At 36.9% G+C, this 15,364-nt stretch carries 8 protein-coding genes and 1 pseudogene; 3 read left to right on the forward strand and 6 right to left on the reverse strand.

The window, feature by feature from the left end:
- Window positions 1-85: 85 nt before the first annotated feature.
- Window positions 86-1,318, reverse strand: coding sequence for a tyrosine-type recombinase/integrase (locus HHA43_RS10905; RefSeq protein WP_228143259.1), 1,233 nt, complete (start codon window positions 1,316-1,318; stop codon window positions 86-88).
- Window positions 1,319-1,691: 373 nt separating this feature from the next.
- Between HHA43_RS10905 and HHA43_RS10910 the strand changes: the two genes are divergently transcribed.
- Window positions 1,692-2,936 carry a tyrosine-type recombinase/integrase gene (locus HHA43_RS10910; RefSeq protein ID WP_168382618.1) on the forward strand — a complete coding sequence of 415 codons (1,245 nt, stop codon included), beginning with the start codon at window positions 1,692-1,694 and terminating at the stop codon, window positions 2,934-2,936.
- Window positions 2,937-3,171: 235 nt separating this feature from the next.
- Window positions 3,172-3,660: a hypothetical protein gene (locus tag HHA43_RS10915; protein WP_160232345.1), complete on the forward strand. Its 489-nt coding sequence runs from the start codon at window positions 3,172-3,174 to the stop codon at window positions 3,658-3,660.
- 186 nt (window positions 3,661-3,846) lie between these two features.
- Here HHA43_RS10915 and HHA43_RS10920 read toward each other — a convergent pair whose 3' ends face one another.
- From HHA43_RS10920 to HHA43_RS10940, 5 genes and pseudogenes are all read right to left on the reverse strand, one after another.
- A complete protein-coding gene (locus tag HHA43_RS10920) occupies window positions 3,847-5,046 on the reverse strand; it encodes a J domain-containing protein (protein ID WP_168382619.1) in 1,200 nt (399 codons plus the stop codon).
- 69 nt (window positions 5,047-5,115) lie between these two features.
- A complete protein-coding gene (locus HHA43_RS10925) occupies window positions 5,116-6,918 on the reverse strand; it encodes a DUF262 domain-containing protein (protein ID WP_168382620.1) in 1,803 nt (600 codons plus the stop codon).
- Between the two features lie 70 nt (window positions 6,919-6,988).
- Window positions 6,989-11,908, reverse strand: a complete 4,920-nt coding sequence (locus HHA43_RS10930; RefSeq protein WP_168542608.1) for a DEAD/DEAH box helicase — start codon at window positions 11,906-11,908, stop codon at window positions 6,989-6,991.
- A 1,023-nt stretch (window positions 11,909-12,931) separates the two neighbouring features.
- Complete coding sequence (locus HHA43_RS10935) at window positions 12,932-14,608, reverse strand: DUF927 domain-containing protein (protein WP_228284181.1); 1,677 nt, start codon at window positions 14,606-14,608, stop codon at window positions 12,932-12,934.
- A gap of 90 nt (window positions 14,609-14,698) precedes the next feature.
- A pseudogene (locus HHA43_RS10940) lies at window positions 14,699-14,914 on the reverse strand (metallophosphoesterase); the annotation flags it as partial.
- A gap of 45 nt (window positions 14,915-14,959) precedes the next feature.
- Here HHA43_RS10940 and HHA43_RS10945 point away from each other — a divergent pair.
- A complete protein-coding gene (locus HHA43_RS10945; protein ID WP_228284182.1) occupies window positions 14,960-15,301 on the forward strand; it encodes a hypothetical protein in 342 nt (113 codons plus the stop codon).
- Window positions 15,302-15,364 lie beyond the last annotated feature (63 nt).

The raw sequence follows: 15,364 nt of genomic DNA on the forward strand, positions 1-15,364 counted from the left end.
AGATAATTTCAAAACTAGCATGCTTCAAAAAAAAGGCCTGTTGTACGTTAAAAAAATGGAAAAATAGTAAAAAACTGCTTAAAAATTAGCTTACATGAATCTTAGGAAACTCTCTCGGTCCACAAATTTGTTCAAGGTAGTCCGACCAATACTGCATGATTTCATACCTTTCTCGAAGGTGTGCGCCTTTGTCGTAGGCTCCTTTTACCCCAGATTTTAAGTGAGCTAATGCAGACTCGATCACTTGTGATCGATCACTAAATTTATCGTTTAATTTCGTTGATGCAATATGTCTAAAGCCGTGTGGATTCTGCTTCCCAAAGTATCCCAATCTATTTAGGGCTGTATTGAAAGTTAAATTTGAAATTGACTTATTAACACTGTCTCGAGCTGGAAATAGATAATCACTCTCACGTTTCGAAATTGATTTCAATCTTGTTAACAAAGTAATTGCTTGATCTGACAGAGGTATTCCATGTTCAATCCCCTTTTTCATTATTGAACCAGGTCTAATCCAAACCCGTTCATCAAAGTCGAATTGCTTCCACTGTGCTTGCCTAAGTTCCCCAGGTCTTGGAAACATATGTATCAGTAATTCTAACCCAATACTGATTTCTTCAGAGCGGTATTCCCTGATTTTTCCAATCATTTCAGGAAGTTCTTTTATAGGAATGTGTTTCATACACCCTGGATTAGACTTGTCTAAAAACTTCTGAATACCAGTTAGAGGGTTGAATTTAATCTCATCTTTAAAAACAGCCAAATCATAAGCATTCCGGCAATATGAAACTAATTTTTCGATTCGATTGAAAATTTTTTCTTCACGTTGTTTTGTTTGGAAGAATTCAAGCCATTCTCCAGAAGTAATATCTTTATATTTACGTTGACCAAAAACAGGCAGAAGATGCTTTTCAATAGATTGAACCTCTTTCTTAAATGTTGTTGGATCCCATGTATTTTTCTTAGTATCGATCCAATCTCGCATTAAGTACTCAAACAACTCACTTTCATCACGTTGAGCTTGTTTTAGACGTTCTGATCGCGTAACAATTTGAAGCTCTCCCGATTGAAATTTTAAAGCTTGTGCTCGAGCATTTTTAACTGAAACATCAGGGTAAGACCCTAAACCGACCCATGTCCATTTACCCTCATTATTCTTCAAACGAAGTTGCCATGACTTCTTACCTGAAGTTTGAACTTTCATATAAAGTCCTGAAATATCTGCCTTTCGATATTCTTTATCTTTTGCTTTTAAAGCAGCATATGCCACATCAGATAAAAGTTTATTTCTGCTCATAACTCTTTGTTTACCTACCATTTATTTAAACTTTGTATCCTGAGTTATATTTTAAATTTAGGATACAAACAAGGATACAAACGAGCAGTTCCTGTATGAGTGTATATAAGATTATTTTAAGTATAAAAAAACCCTTAATCCGTTAAGAATTAAGGGTTTAGATTTCATATGAGTGCATATGATTATAAAATATGGTGGGCCCAGACAGACTTGAACTGTCGACCAACGGATTATGAGTTCTTTAACCTAGCACATCAAAATCAAACATCTAAACAATATTTACAATAACAATCATACACTTATAAAAAATTAAAATTATACTCTTCATCCTTTTAGTTGATTATAGTATATTCATTTTGCTTACCAGATGCTTACCAATGGCTTACTAGAAATTATGAAACTAACTAAACCGGCTATAGATAAAATTGATTGCACAGGTAATTTAAAACCTGTTTTTTATTGGGATGACAAAGTACCTGGATTTGGCGTTAAAGTTACGCCTAAAAATTCAAAAAGTTACGTATTCCAAGGCCGTACCGGCCGTCAAACGCATCGTATCAAAATTGGGGATGTCGACACCTGGAAATTAGATGATGCCAGAAAATATGCACAAGAATTAGCTATTAAATGCCACAAAGGGATTGATCCAGTTGCTGAGAAGAAAAAATCACTTGAAGCCAATCGGCAGTACAATTTAGAAGAGAAAAGGAAGAATATTCGATTTAAAGAAGCTTGGGATGAATATTTGGAGGAGAGGAAATCTCATTGGAGGATTAGGACTTATCAAGACCATATAGAATTATGTAGGGGTGGTTTTGATCCAGTTTCCAATAAAACTTACAAGGTACAACCCATTAATGAACTATTAAATTTAAAGCTTGCTGAATTAACAGCAGATATTTTCACAAATTGGTTAGAAATTAATTCCTATCGCTCAACAACTACAAGTAAAGCATATCGATTAGTACGGGCATTTTTAAATTGGTGTGAAGAACACGATGATTACGAAAATCTCATTCCAACTAAGTCTTTTAAGGCTAAAAAAGTACGGCAAAAAGTTGCGCCTGTTGTAGCTAAAAAAGATTGCTTAACGAAACAACAACTTCCTATGTGGTTTAAGGAAATTAAAAAACTGGAAAATAAAAAAATATCTACGTTACTAATATGCACACTCATTACTGGGTGCAGAAAAAATGAGCTACTCACATTGAAATGGAGTGATGTTGATTTCAGATGGAAGACAGCAAAACTTAGCGATAAAGTTGAGGATAATGGTAGAATAATCCCCTTAACTTCCTATGTAGAAAGCCTCTTATTAGAATTAAAAAGAGATGCAGATTCAGATTTTATTTTCAGCAGCTCTAAATCTAAAACCGGCTATATTATTAATCCATACAAAAGCTTAAATAAAGTATCAGAAAAATTAGAAATAGAAATCACACCTCATGGTCTACGCCGATCCTACGAAACATTAGCTATTTGGGCAAAAATAAACCCGGGTATCCTTGCTCAAATTGCAGGTCATAAGCCGAGTGCCTTAGTTGATAAACACTACACTGTCAGGCCTATGGATATGTTAAGAGAAGCATTACAAGTATATGAAGATTGGATTTTAGAAAATGCAAAACAAAAAGAATAACTAACCTTAGGGGTGGCGACAATTGAACAAATTACATAAGCTACTGTTTTATATTTATTAAATTTTATAAAAAAACCCCAGTGTACATAACAGTGTACAAATTGTTTGCCACTAGGCACTTTTCAACTAAGTTTTAAAAAGCCCCTATCTGCTCTATTTTGAGCTTTTTATTTATTTCTATATAAAGTACTCTCCAACTATACAAACTTTTTACTTTATAAAAACTGAGAAATTTATGAAGCTAAATAATTTTATTTTTGCTTTTTTTATTCTAATTTTATCTCCAACTGTTACTGCTCAAGTTGCTGCGACTGAATTTGATGATATATTGTTAAAAGAAGGACTTGTTGATGAAACTTATAAGTATACTAACTTTAATTTAGTAAGTAATTTTTTTAGAAATGTTAATAACCTCATGGCTGAATCATTACCTGCAAAAGTTAACAGTGAAATTGAAATATCTTTAGTGTTTATGACGCCTTATAGCTCTTTTTTCTCATATAGATACCTAATAGAGTTAGATGAGGATCAAAAAAACTTATTTATTAAAAATTTAAACTCTAATGAATCTATAACAGAACTTTGCAAAACAATGTTTAATCAAAAATTTCTAATAGCAAACTATCATACAATTAAACTAAATTATTTGGATGTACTTAGTCGAGAGATAACAGAAGTAAAACTAACCCCAAACAGATGCTTCCCCCTTATATTAAAAATCTAAATTTTATTAATATAAAACCCTAAAATTAATAGAAATTCAAATCTATATCTTCTAATCCCCATTTTTTTAGCGATCAAAAATGGGGAGTATAGCTAAATACTGAATTTATCAGCACACCTAAAACCCTATAAAAATGTATTTTACAGGCATTTTTATGTGCTGATCTTTTTAGAATTTAGCTATATTTCATTGACTAAACTGTTTTTTCAAAACAGGAAGAATTGCATAGTATGAATCCATTAAATGTTTATTAACTTCATCCATATCTAGAATATTCATAGGAAGATAATAATTAACAAATGTCCTTTCTAAGAAAAGCTGCTCTGCAAAGAATTCATTAGGTTCAGTGTTCATTTCATAGGCATAATTCGCATCAAAAATTCTTGCAGAATAATCAAGATATAAACAATACTCTTTATTTGAATTAATATCTGTATAACATTTTTGAACTATCTCTTTGACTCCTATTATTCCAGAAAGAGATAATACTGCCTCGAATTCTCTTACTGCTTTTGTTATTAAAACTTTATCTGGTGCAAGGGTAGATTTTTTAGAGTTCTTTGCAACTTCAACACTATTATTCCCCACATCACTGTTGTAAGTATTACTTGCAGCTAAATCTGCTGCATCAGCAGCTTTTGCCGCTGCTACAGCTTCTTCTGCTGGATCAAAACCCTCATCCGCGGCTACTGCTTCGCCATAATTCGTTAATTCTGAATTAGTCAGGTTATAGTCCACCCCGGTTTCTACCACTTCTGCCGCAGCAGCATCTGCTGCAGCCTCAGCCACTTCTGCCGCTGCTATTGCTTCTTCAGCGGCTGTAATTGCTTCAGCATCAGTTTTAACCGATAAATTATTCATGTATGCAGTTGCTGCAACAGCAAGTGTGATAATTAGGGCTAATGCAATACAGATGCTTCCCACTTGTATAAAAACTTTTTTCTTTGAAATTATCCAATTTTTAAGTTTTATAAAAGGGGAAAAGATTGAAAAGCTGTTTGGAACATCGATAGAGATATTCATTTTGAAGCTTTTAGAATCTTTGTTTTGAGCTTGTTGTTCAGATTGACTATTAGAGCTAGTCCTGTTTTGCTGATCAAAAGCTGCTCTTTGAGAGCGTATAAATTCCTCCTGCTGCTGTCTTTTCACATATTCTTCTTGTTGTTGTTTTCGACGTGCTTGTTCTGCTAAAAAAGTATCATAATTTTTACGTTTTTCTGGATCGATCAAGGTTTCATAAGCTTCTCGTATTTTCACCATGATTTCATTTGCATCATTCCCTTTATATCGATCTGGATGATACTTCTGAGCTAACCCCTTATACGCGAGCTTAATTATTTCTTCTGGTGCATCTTGAGAAACATGTAGTATTTCATATAAATTCATAAATTATTTCTTACTTTCTTAAATTAATTAAGGCATTAGAACCCCTCTAATGCCTATTATCTTTAAAAATTATTTTTTCCAAATCTCTACAATGGTTTCATATAGTTTTTGTGAGCGTTCATTAATAGCTTTTACATCCCAAACTGCGTTTCCAAGACACTCTCTTGTACGGTTTAATGTCGAGTAAGTATTCAGTTCCTCACGTTTAATTGGCCATGCTGAATCGCGCAATTTTGAGTTCAATGAACCTTTAATCAAAGCTAAATTGCCCAGGGTCAGCAGCTTAAAATTATTTAGCTCAACTTTCTCTTTTGAATCTGGGATTTCCCAGTTATTTTCCCATTTCTTTGGCATTAAATGTTCTAATGAAAAGCCATCTAATGACAATGAATGATTGTCTGTCTTAGGGTCATTTAAGTCATATAAAGAAATAATATATAGGATTTCTCGGGTATATTTATTAATTAATGCTTTGTTAAAAACTCCATCTTTAACCTGTTCATCGGTAGGGAACACATTAGTATCTTCTTTATAAGATAAAAGCTTCTCTAACAATTTTTCACTGGTGATCTTATCCCATTTTTTTAATTCAACTAATAATCCAAGAAATAGATTATTGTAATTTTTGGTTGTCATCTTACAAATTGTACGTCTTGCTATATATGACTCTAAGACAGCTAATATTTTTTTCAGTTCTTCCCCATCCTTAACTTGCTTCATTATGTAAAGCATTAAAGGCATGATCGTAGTTATTTCAAATTCAGAAGCTATTTGGAAGAATCTTTTTTTATACTCAGCATAAGATAATGCTCGTAAATCTATTCCATCAGGAATTTGGCGATAGACTTCTGCATGTTCTTTTAAATCTATAATCATCTCTACCAGTTCATCAGGAGTTTTCTGCTTGATCAGGCTCTTATATTCTCTGAACAGCTTTTCGAGTTTGACAGTACTTTCCTTCTTAATTACCAAATAGCTATATAAGAAAAGCTCCATCGTTGACCGACGCATACGACCTGATGTTCTATCTGATGACCAGAACTCAATATCATCTTCATTAGCCTCAAATATTGAATACCAGTTTTCTTGATAGAGTTTTATAGATTTCTGATCATTTTTGAACAAGAAATTCTTTAGCAATTCCGCCGTGGTAAGTTTCACACCTTGAGAGTTAATCGTATCAAAAATTTCTTGAACATCATCTTTTTTGGATAATGCCATATGAATAACTGGTAGCTTTATAAGGATAGTCTGGACTAATTTTTTAATTAAATTATTTTGTTCCTCTTTATCCATATTTTTAGCAGCTAGATATTCACTTAATGTACTTCGGAAATACAGATAGCAACCTAAAACAGCTTTATGTTCTAATGTTTTATTGAAAAAATCATCCCATTGATCTTTTGGTAAGGCTGTTAAAGCCTCCCAATTTTCTTGATTATGCGTAGCATCAAATAATACAGCCTCAAAAAGCTCTACATCTTTACGACTATGAATAATGCGTGGACATAATTCAGCTTCACTATCAGTAAAGGTCACTAAGTTTTGAATCCAATTTTTAGTAGCATCTTTCTGTGCTAAATCTTGTAGAGCCTTTAATAGTAAACAGATCGTTGTTAATCTCTGTTGACCATCCACCAGATCATATTCTATAGCACCAATTTTCGTTGATTCTTTCTGCTGTACAATGATCGTACCAATAAAATGCTCAGATTCAGAGTCGTCCGAAACCTCGACTTGCTCAATCACACTTTCAATAAATTCTTGCCAATTTTCAACTTTCCATACATAAGGTCGTTGAAAAAATGGAATATGATATTGACTCCCTCCCATTAAAAATGACTGAATTTTCTCTTTATTTGCACTTAACATTTATTACCCTTTAATATGTTTTCAACATAAAAAAAGCACTAGCTACCTCTAGTGCTCTAAAACTTCAAACTTAAATATCCAACTTCGGCAATGACTTCACAATCTTCATTGTTTCAAGGCTCACCGTAATCACGCGCAAGAACAACTCAAGCGGGTATGCTGCATTGTTCATTGTTTCAATTGCCCAATCGTTGGCATCGTTTACGATACCGCTGTCTTTGTGCGTAGAAACGCCCTGACGCTCCATTACCCACTCAAGTGCAGGCTTACCATTCACCACGTATTCATACGCTTCTACAGGGATGTCCTTGATGGTAATACGCTTGTTGTAAATGACCGTACCTTTTTCACCTTTCTTGGCAAACTTCATTTTTTCGACGTAGAAATCTTCTGCTAAAAGCTCTTTATAAGCTTTCGTACCGGTGTCTAAAGTCGCTTTGTAAGGCTCTATGGTTTCGTAATTGAGATGCCAGTGTGCCAAATCACGACCAGCTTTCGAGAATGCCCAAAAATCTTCTGCTTTCTTCACGCATGGAATACGTGGCAATTCTTTGGTCAGATTGTCCGCATAGCGTTCACGGTATTCCTCGCTATGAAGCAAACCGTAGGTGTAGTAGAAGATGTCTTCTTTGGTGATTTGCTCGCTTGGATAGGCGGTTTGGAAGTGCTGTAAGCCTTCGTCACTAATACCATCTTTGCGCTCATACTTGGTTTCACTGATAGTTAAATCAAGTGATTCATCGAATAGGTCACCTGAGCTAACGCTTTTCTCTTGGGTTATTTCTTCATAGAGGTATAGTGGAAAACATTGCCCATTAGCGTGTAATTGTAGATCAGGTAAAGAATTAGTAATGAGACACGAGAAACTTTTCGTAACACCTAAACCGGTAATTGATATAGCGTAATTATTCTTATTAATTGGGAAAACTTTGCCTGTTTGATACATCATCGCCGTTAAATCTTTAGAAAAATAACAATTTATTTTGGTATATGGACGATATAAAGAAACAACATTATATTTACCATCAAAACTTAGAACTCGTTTTCTCTTTAAATCATTAACTAAATTACGATTCCAACTAACTTTTGTTGTATCAATAGTAATAAAATCTTCAACAGCTTCAGGGCATCCGCTTGATATAAATCGCTCTACTTCTGAATTGTAAAAACCTATGAAATTACTAATATTCGAATTTAATTTCGTCAGTGAATAATTGTAAGCCCAAGAATCTCTACCAGTGGCTAAGCCCAATGTATAAGTATTAAAAATGGAAGGAGTTAAAGTATCTTTCTTATCTCCAATCTTTATAAAGACATCAAATGAGTTATCACGTTGATTCAACCAATCCCCATGCTCATCAGGAATGATGTTGACCCAACCATTAGCCGCTGTAATCCCTTTTAAGCTCTTGAAATTGGCAATCTTGTCTAGTTTTTCCTCACGACTCAGGTAATCGCCAATATCATGAAAATATATTTGTCCTTGTTGTTCTGCATTTGGATTTTTTACAAGAATTGAGATTGCAATTGGAGCCCGACTACCACTTCCGAAAATTTTCCCACCTTCCTGTCGTGATTTCTCACCTGAAGTTCTTTGGTTCCCGCGTAAGTGGAATATATACAGACTACTAAATTCTTCAACTAGGCATTTCCGCAAACCATCTGCTGTATTTGCATCAATAAAACCTGCATTCGTAACGAAGCCAATAACCCCTTGCCCTGAAAGTCGATCACTTGCCCAACGAAGTGCCCGAATATATGAGTCATAAAGATTCTTGGTCGAAGTCGCTTTAGATTTAGCGACATACGTCTTAGCCAATACACTATCTAAATACGGATAAGTAACATTTTGGTTATTATCATTAGCGGACTCTTGCCCTGCCGAATATGGTGGATTACCAATAATCACTTGTATATCGAGTGACTTCTGACGCTTACGACGTGCGCTGTTATCCACCAATACTTGATCAACTAGGTCTTCTTTCTCGTACATTTGGAAAGTATCTGTTAAACAAATACCTTCAAACGGCGTGTACTCGTCAATGATCTCACTGTGATAGACCGCTTCAATGTTAATCGCAGCAATATAGTACGCCAGTAAGACAAGCTCATTGGCATGGATTTCGTTCTTGTATTTATAGGTCAACTTCTTCGGTGGAATTAGACCACTTTGCAATAGACGAGAAATGAACGTGCCTGTACCTGTAAATGGGTCGAGTACATGAACACCTTCATCGGCAAAGCTCTTGCCGAATTCTTGTTGAAGAACATCATTGACGCTGTGAATGATGAAGTCCACCACTTCAACAGGCGTGTATACGATGCCCAAACGCTCAGTCATGCGAGGGAAAGCATTACGGAAGAACTTATCGTATAACTCAACAATGATCTTCTGTTTACCCTCTGCACTATCAATGCCCGACGCTCGCATTTTTACGCTGTCATAGAAGCGTTGTAATGCTTCGGTTTCGCTATCGAGTTGGTGCTGATCTAAGACATCCAGTACCTTTTGCATTGCAACTGCCATCGGGTTATTGGCTGCAAAACTATACTCGTCAAATAAGGCATCAAAGACAGGCTTGGTAATAAGATGCTGCGCCAACATCTCAATGATTTCAGCATCCGATACTGCATTGTTTAAGTCATCACGAATCTCAATAGCAAACTCCTCAAAGACGGCGCGTTCTTTGTTGCACTCAGGACGCTCTAGAATGTCGGTAATTAGCTTGATATGCGTTTGTGCAATCTTGGAAATGTCATTTGCCCAATCTTCCCAGTGGTGGCGATTACCAACTTTTTGAACCACTTTGGCAACGATAGCACGTTCGATTTCGCCTGATTCAAAGCTAAAGGAATGCTGAGTATCTTCAACGTCATCCTTTTTAGACTTTTTGCTAGGTGTACCAATCGTCGAGCCACCTTTGCCTGCACCTTTCTTCTTCGCTTTAGCTGCCACCTTGTCGCTAATCGCAATGACTTCCATCTTGGACTTATCAATGCCTGTTAAGTCCATTTTATTGATCATGGCATCGAAGCGGTCATCGTGCGAACGTAAGGCGTTCAGCACTTGCCAAACCACTTTATAAGTTTGGTTGTCATCAAGGGCTTTATGTGGCTCTACCCCAGGTGGAATCACAACAGGCAAAATTACATAGCCACGCTTCTTATTCGGCGCAAGGCGCATGACACGACCAACCGACTGTACCACATCAACTTGTGAGTTACGCGGTGTCAGGAATAGCACAGCATCAAGCGCAGGAACATCGACACCCTCAGACAAGCAGCGGACGTTACTTAACACTCGGCAAACTGGACGCTCTTGTCCATTTTCATCAAAAACTGGCTCAGGCGTTGCTTTGAGCCAATTCAGTTTTTCTTCTTTCTTGTCTGCACCCATGCCCCCATCGACATGCTGCGCTTCACAGATCAGGCGATGAGAGATTTCATTGCCTTCTTTTGCTTCGGCATCTTGATATGCTTCAACAACGGTTTGGAAGATATTTGCGATACGAGTAGAACTGACTTGGTGCTTACGCGCTTTTGCCGTTTGGTCAATCACTTGACAGAAAGCCAATGCACGTTGCATTGGGTTAGTATCTTCTTCAACGTCCGCATGAATGCCCTGTTTAGACAATGCCTTCCAACAGCCAACAATACGCGCGGCATCATCAACCACAATATCGGCATTTTCTGTAATTGTTGAGCCAATCTTGTCGATGATCGTGTCGGAATCTACTGTCAGGACAATCACCTTGTAATCAACCAATAAGCCGCGCTTCACCGCTTCCGAGAAGTTGATGGTGTAAAGCGTTTCACCAAATAGCTTCGTATCGTCCATTGAATACAAAGTGAAATCGGTAGCATTGGTTTTTACATCGTCCGAGAAGATACGCGGAGTTGCTGTCATGTATATGCGTTTCTTGCCAAGAATGAAACCGCCATCGTGAATCTTGACGAAGTTGGAATCGAGTTCGCTATCGTGCGTTGAGCCTGTTGTACGGTGCGCTTCGTCACAGATAATGAGGTCAAACTCACCCATTTGGTAATCATTCTGCGCATCACTCACGGTATTGATCGAATGATAGGTTGAGAACACAACTGTCATGTGATCAGCGTCGTGGTGCTTCTCGACATTCTCGGCTAACTTTTTCGCGTCTGTGGTGGCTGGATACTGCAATTCGTGCGCCAAGGTTGTGACGGCATCAATGGCGGTTTTGTTTTTGCTTTTACCAACTTCCGTATCCGAACAGACTGCATAGCTAAGTAATGGCGTGGTCGATTCCTGCGTCCATTCGGTTAAGGTTTGGGACAACAAGGACAAACTAGGTACAAGAAATAAGACACGCTTGCCCTTTCCTGCACATTCCTCGGCGATTTTCAGGCTGGTAAAGGTCTTACCCGTACCGCAAGCCATGATTAGCTTGCCGCGCTCAAGTCCTTGCTCATATAAGCCAATTTGAACATTGGTCAGTGCGGCCTTTTGGTGGTCACGTAGTTGCTTTTTAGGCTTTAAAACAACTTCTTTCTTTTCCGCAAACTTTAACCAGTCAATCGCACTTTGCTCTAAAGTTTCCAGGTCGATCTTGGTAACAGGTGGGTCTTGGTTCTCCAAGGTCGCTAAAGCATTGTCCGACCATTTATGCGTCGTGCTTACAATGATACGGCGCGAAAAGTAAGTTTTTGATGCCGCCGATAGGAAACTGTCGATTTCTTTTTTAGAAACTGTACGGTCTGCATCATAGAGTTTGCACTGGATCGCATGGAACTCGCCGTCTTTGGTTGTTGCGACTAAATCAATGCCAGTATCTTTGCCTGATAGCTCTTGTTCTTTAGCCCACTCGGTGTAAGTCTGTACTTTGCTAAACAAGTCCGCATAGTAAGGCTCGTTTTCAAAGTATTTAATGCAAAGCAACTCAAAGTAAGTGCCTTTTTCTCGTTCTGTTTTCGCTGCTGTTCTATATGTGTTTAATAAATTAAAAAAAGCAGACATAAGTCCCCAAACCCATAAATAATGTCTTATTGAATACAATGGATTCTACTGAATGTACCCATTAAAAACCATGAAAAGTAATATTCTATTTGCGGAACTATAAGTTATTTCTTATCTAGAAAAAGCAGTATCGATTAAATAAACCTCTATTCTTTTCAATAGTTAAATATTTAATATTTATGAAGTCTCTTCTTATTCAGAAATATTGGTGATTTTTGACTAAATAAATGTCATATTTTGCCAATTCAATTACCATTGAATTTTAGCTTGACAAAATCCTTCATGGGGTTATTTCCTGAAACAGCTAAAACAACCCTAAAAAATATATTAAATTATCTTTAAGTTATTGTATTTTAATAATTAAAAATAATTTATGATTATTTTTTATATCGGAAATAGTCAAACATAATTTTGGCGATATTTTTTGGAATTTTATGCCAATAAAAATAAAAAGTGCTTCACCTTACCTACTCAAATCCTCATATTGTATTGCTTATTATTTATACAATTCAATTCAAGATATTCCATGTCTGTAAAACATAGTGACTATTCAAATACGGCGCTCTGGATAGATAGAATGTGATAAAAATAGATGCTAATAATTAATTACAGCTAATTTTCACTTAGGTTAGCTATCTCAAATCTACAGATGTAAATAACAGATCACGCTGTAAAGACATTAGACCTCTTGCGAAAGTATCTTTTTACCTAGTTTTTGAATTGGCTAAAACCTTATAAAATGTAGCTTTGGGCTGTTTAAATTTTGACTAAGGCAAGAAGTCTATTTTTAAATTCCTCAGAATGTATATTTTTTTATAGGTAACGTAGGCAACATAGGTAACAACCTTGCTATGACTGAGTTTCAGTGTGTTACCTCTTTTTTTTCGCTTAGGTAACACGGGTAACAAAACCCATATTCCCCTAAGTTGTTACCCCTGTTACCTATTCCATTTTTTAACAGGTAACGCCTGAAAGCCTTTATTCATGCGGTTGTTACCTGTGTTACCTCTGTTACCTTCGTTTTTATGCTTCCCAGCTAAAAATAGCCTCTTTGACGGCGTAAACCTTCACTGCATTTTTCCGTGATGGGATTCTTGCCGTCTTGCTGGTCTTGCCAGTGTCATGCTCAAGTAGGTTATAAGCGAGTAAGGCCCTTGCTGCTTTGCGACTGTCATAACCTTTGCAGACTTCATTTTTAAACTGCTCAGGCAATACATAAAATATCTTTTCGCCGTTCTCTATCTTCCAGTAGCCGACACGGTTATTAATACGCTCGATATGATCGGGATCGGGTGTAATGGCTTCAAAACGGCTGGATTCATTCGCCTCGAAAAAGGCTTTAACATGGGCCACAATTTCCCGATTCTCATAATCTCCGACCTGCTCAAAACTCCCCAACCATTGATTAAATACCTTTTGTACGGCGTTAAATGCTGTGCCTGCTTTCCAGCCTGTAATATTGGCCTTGGTTGCCAGCTCCCCAGCCGTTGCCACCAATGCAAAGTAGTTAGCCACTCGGACAATATGCCCTTGCGACTGGTTCACGGTTAAGGCTTGGCGGTACTGGTCTAAAAGCTCCCTAGCTTCTTCCATACGCTCGCCTTTGTTGCTGGTCAGATACTCAAGCCATGCAATGCCAGCCACGCCGTAGCAGTCTGCCATACGTTTACTCAGTTCAATCGCTTGTTTTGGTGCATCCTCTGCAAAGTCTATACCGTCAAAAATACCGTACTCGGACTGATCTATATCAATATCAGCCAAGCGTATTTCTTGTCCCAGCTTAGTCTTTTGGCCTTGCTCGGTCATAATATCTTTAAGGCTTTTTTCACCACTGGATAGAAAAATAACTTTCCACTGGTGCATAGGCTTTGCTGTAATTTGCTTGGTCATGCGACCTTTACCTAAACCATTTGCAAGCATATAAACGACATTGCCTAGCTCTTTGGGGTTCGCTATATCTCCGATTTCATCTAGCACTAAAAAGCTGTCATTGTGCATATACGCTGTATGCTCTAAGGCGTTTCCTGTGGCTCTCCATGTTCTATAAAACTGCTTTGGATTTCCCCACACGGAACTAGCAAGGTTTAAGGCTGTGCTTTTCCCTTTGGATGAACTGCCCTTAATATGAAAGCCACCGCCTTGTTGGTTAAGAGGGTCTAGCAATTGCCCAGCAAAGGCCGTACACAATGAAAAAGCCAATAAGCTATGATTCTCTGCCAATTGCGCTACATTGCTTCGCCATTGCTCTAATGTGCCTTTACTTTGATAACGGTTATCTAGGGCATTGTTAGCCTGATAAACAATTAAATCACTGCTGCTTTGTCCGATCTGCTTATGAGGCAGTACAAATACATCATCATGCCAGCCGACCCGATCAACACATAAGGCATATTGACCTGTTTGATAGCTCATTAAGTAGCATTGAAAAAGGTTTCTTGCTCGTTGGTCAGGTGCAATCATTACACCCTGATAAGACAATGCTTTGCGAAGATCTGCGCCGTCCGTTTGAAATAGCTCCATAGATAGGGCCTGTGTGTGTTCTACCCCGTTGTCATCCTTCCACTTGAGCAATACCCCCCAATTATTACTAGAATTATCCCTAGTCTTTGCAACGACCAATACAGGGCTTGAGATAAAACGCTTTTGGCTTATACCGTTCTTATCTTCATCGACAAAGGCTTTGTTGCACAAAGATTTCATAACTATATGATTTTAAAAGTTTTGATTATTTTTTGATCCAAAATTAAATTTATTTAAATCAGATGCTTACATATTTATGCAACAAAGCCCAGTTAAAAACCATGTTTGATCGAGTAATGAAATACATTCTAAATTTTCATTACCTCTATCGATGAGATCTCCTGTGCATATGAGCAAGTCATTGTCAAAATCAAAATTCTTTAGATGAAGCTCTTGCATTAGAAGACTATAAGACCCGTGAAGATCTCCAACGATATAAACTGAATTATAATTTTGGTTTACAAGTATCTTTATTATATCGTTCATGCTATGAATAAAACCTTCTACGAATTTTGAATCCCATTATAGAACATGACTACCACAGCCTCCAATTCATTACAAAATATTGTTATTTATACAAATAATAAAATTTCACTTGATTTTTATAAGCCATTTGAAGATGGACTAAACCCTATATTATTTACAGTTAAAACTTTAGAACAAATTCCTAGCAAGACTGAAAATAAAATTCATATTGTCATCTTGGAGTCCTGTGATGAACTTAGCAATCTACAAATAAATTGCAATAAAATTCATCTTATCATGCCTGAATATTCAAAGAATAAATTAGAAAATGATCTAAAGGCCTTAATATTTGAGCATGACCAATCTATGTCATCCCAACAAGCTTTAGAAAAGTTGATGTGTGCTTAAAAAACAGGAGGGTTTAACTTGGTAAACTATACATACTCATTAGGAGTTTACCATGAGCAAGAA

This window comes from Acinetobacter sp. A2 (assembly GCF_012371325.1).
Classification (GTDB): domain Bacteria; phylum Pseudomonadota; class Gammaproteobacteria; order Pseudomonadales; family Moraxellaceae; genus Acinetobacter.

Bases quoted from the DNA above. Each gene is read 5' to 3' on its own strand.
- HHA43_RS10905 (WP_228143259.1), bottom strand. From the start codon at position 1,318: ATGGTAGGTAAACAAAGAGTTATGAGCAGAAATAAACTTTTATCTGAT.
- HHA43_RS10910 (WP_168382618.1), top strand. From the start codon at position 1,692: ATGAAACTAACTAAACCGGCTATAGATAAAATTGATTGCACAGGTAAT.
- HHA43_RS10945 (WP_228284182.1), top strand. From the start codon at position 14,960: ATGACTACCACAGCCTCCAATTCATTACAAAATATTGTTATTTATACA.
- HHA43_RS10925 (WP_168382620.1), bottom strand. From the start codon at position 6,918: ATGTTAAGTGCAAATAAAGAGAAAATTCAGTCATTTTTAATGGGAGGG.
- HHA43_RS10935 (WP_228284181.1), bottom strand. From the start codon at position 14,608: ATGAAATCTTTGTGCAACAAAGCCTTTGTCGATGAAGATAAGAACGGT.
- HHA43_RS10915 (WP_160232345.1), top strand. From the start codon at position 3,172: ATGAAGCTAAATAATTTTATTTTTGCTTTTTTTATTCTAATTTTATCT.
- HHA43_RS10920 (WP_168382619.1), bottom strand. From the start codon at position 5,046: ATGAATTTATATGAAATACTACATGTTTCTCAAGATGCACCAGAAGAA.
- HHA43_RS10930 (WP_168542608.1), bottom strand. From the start codon at position 11,908: ATGTCTGCTTTTTTTAATTTATTAAACACATATAGAACAGCAGCGAAA.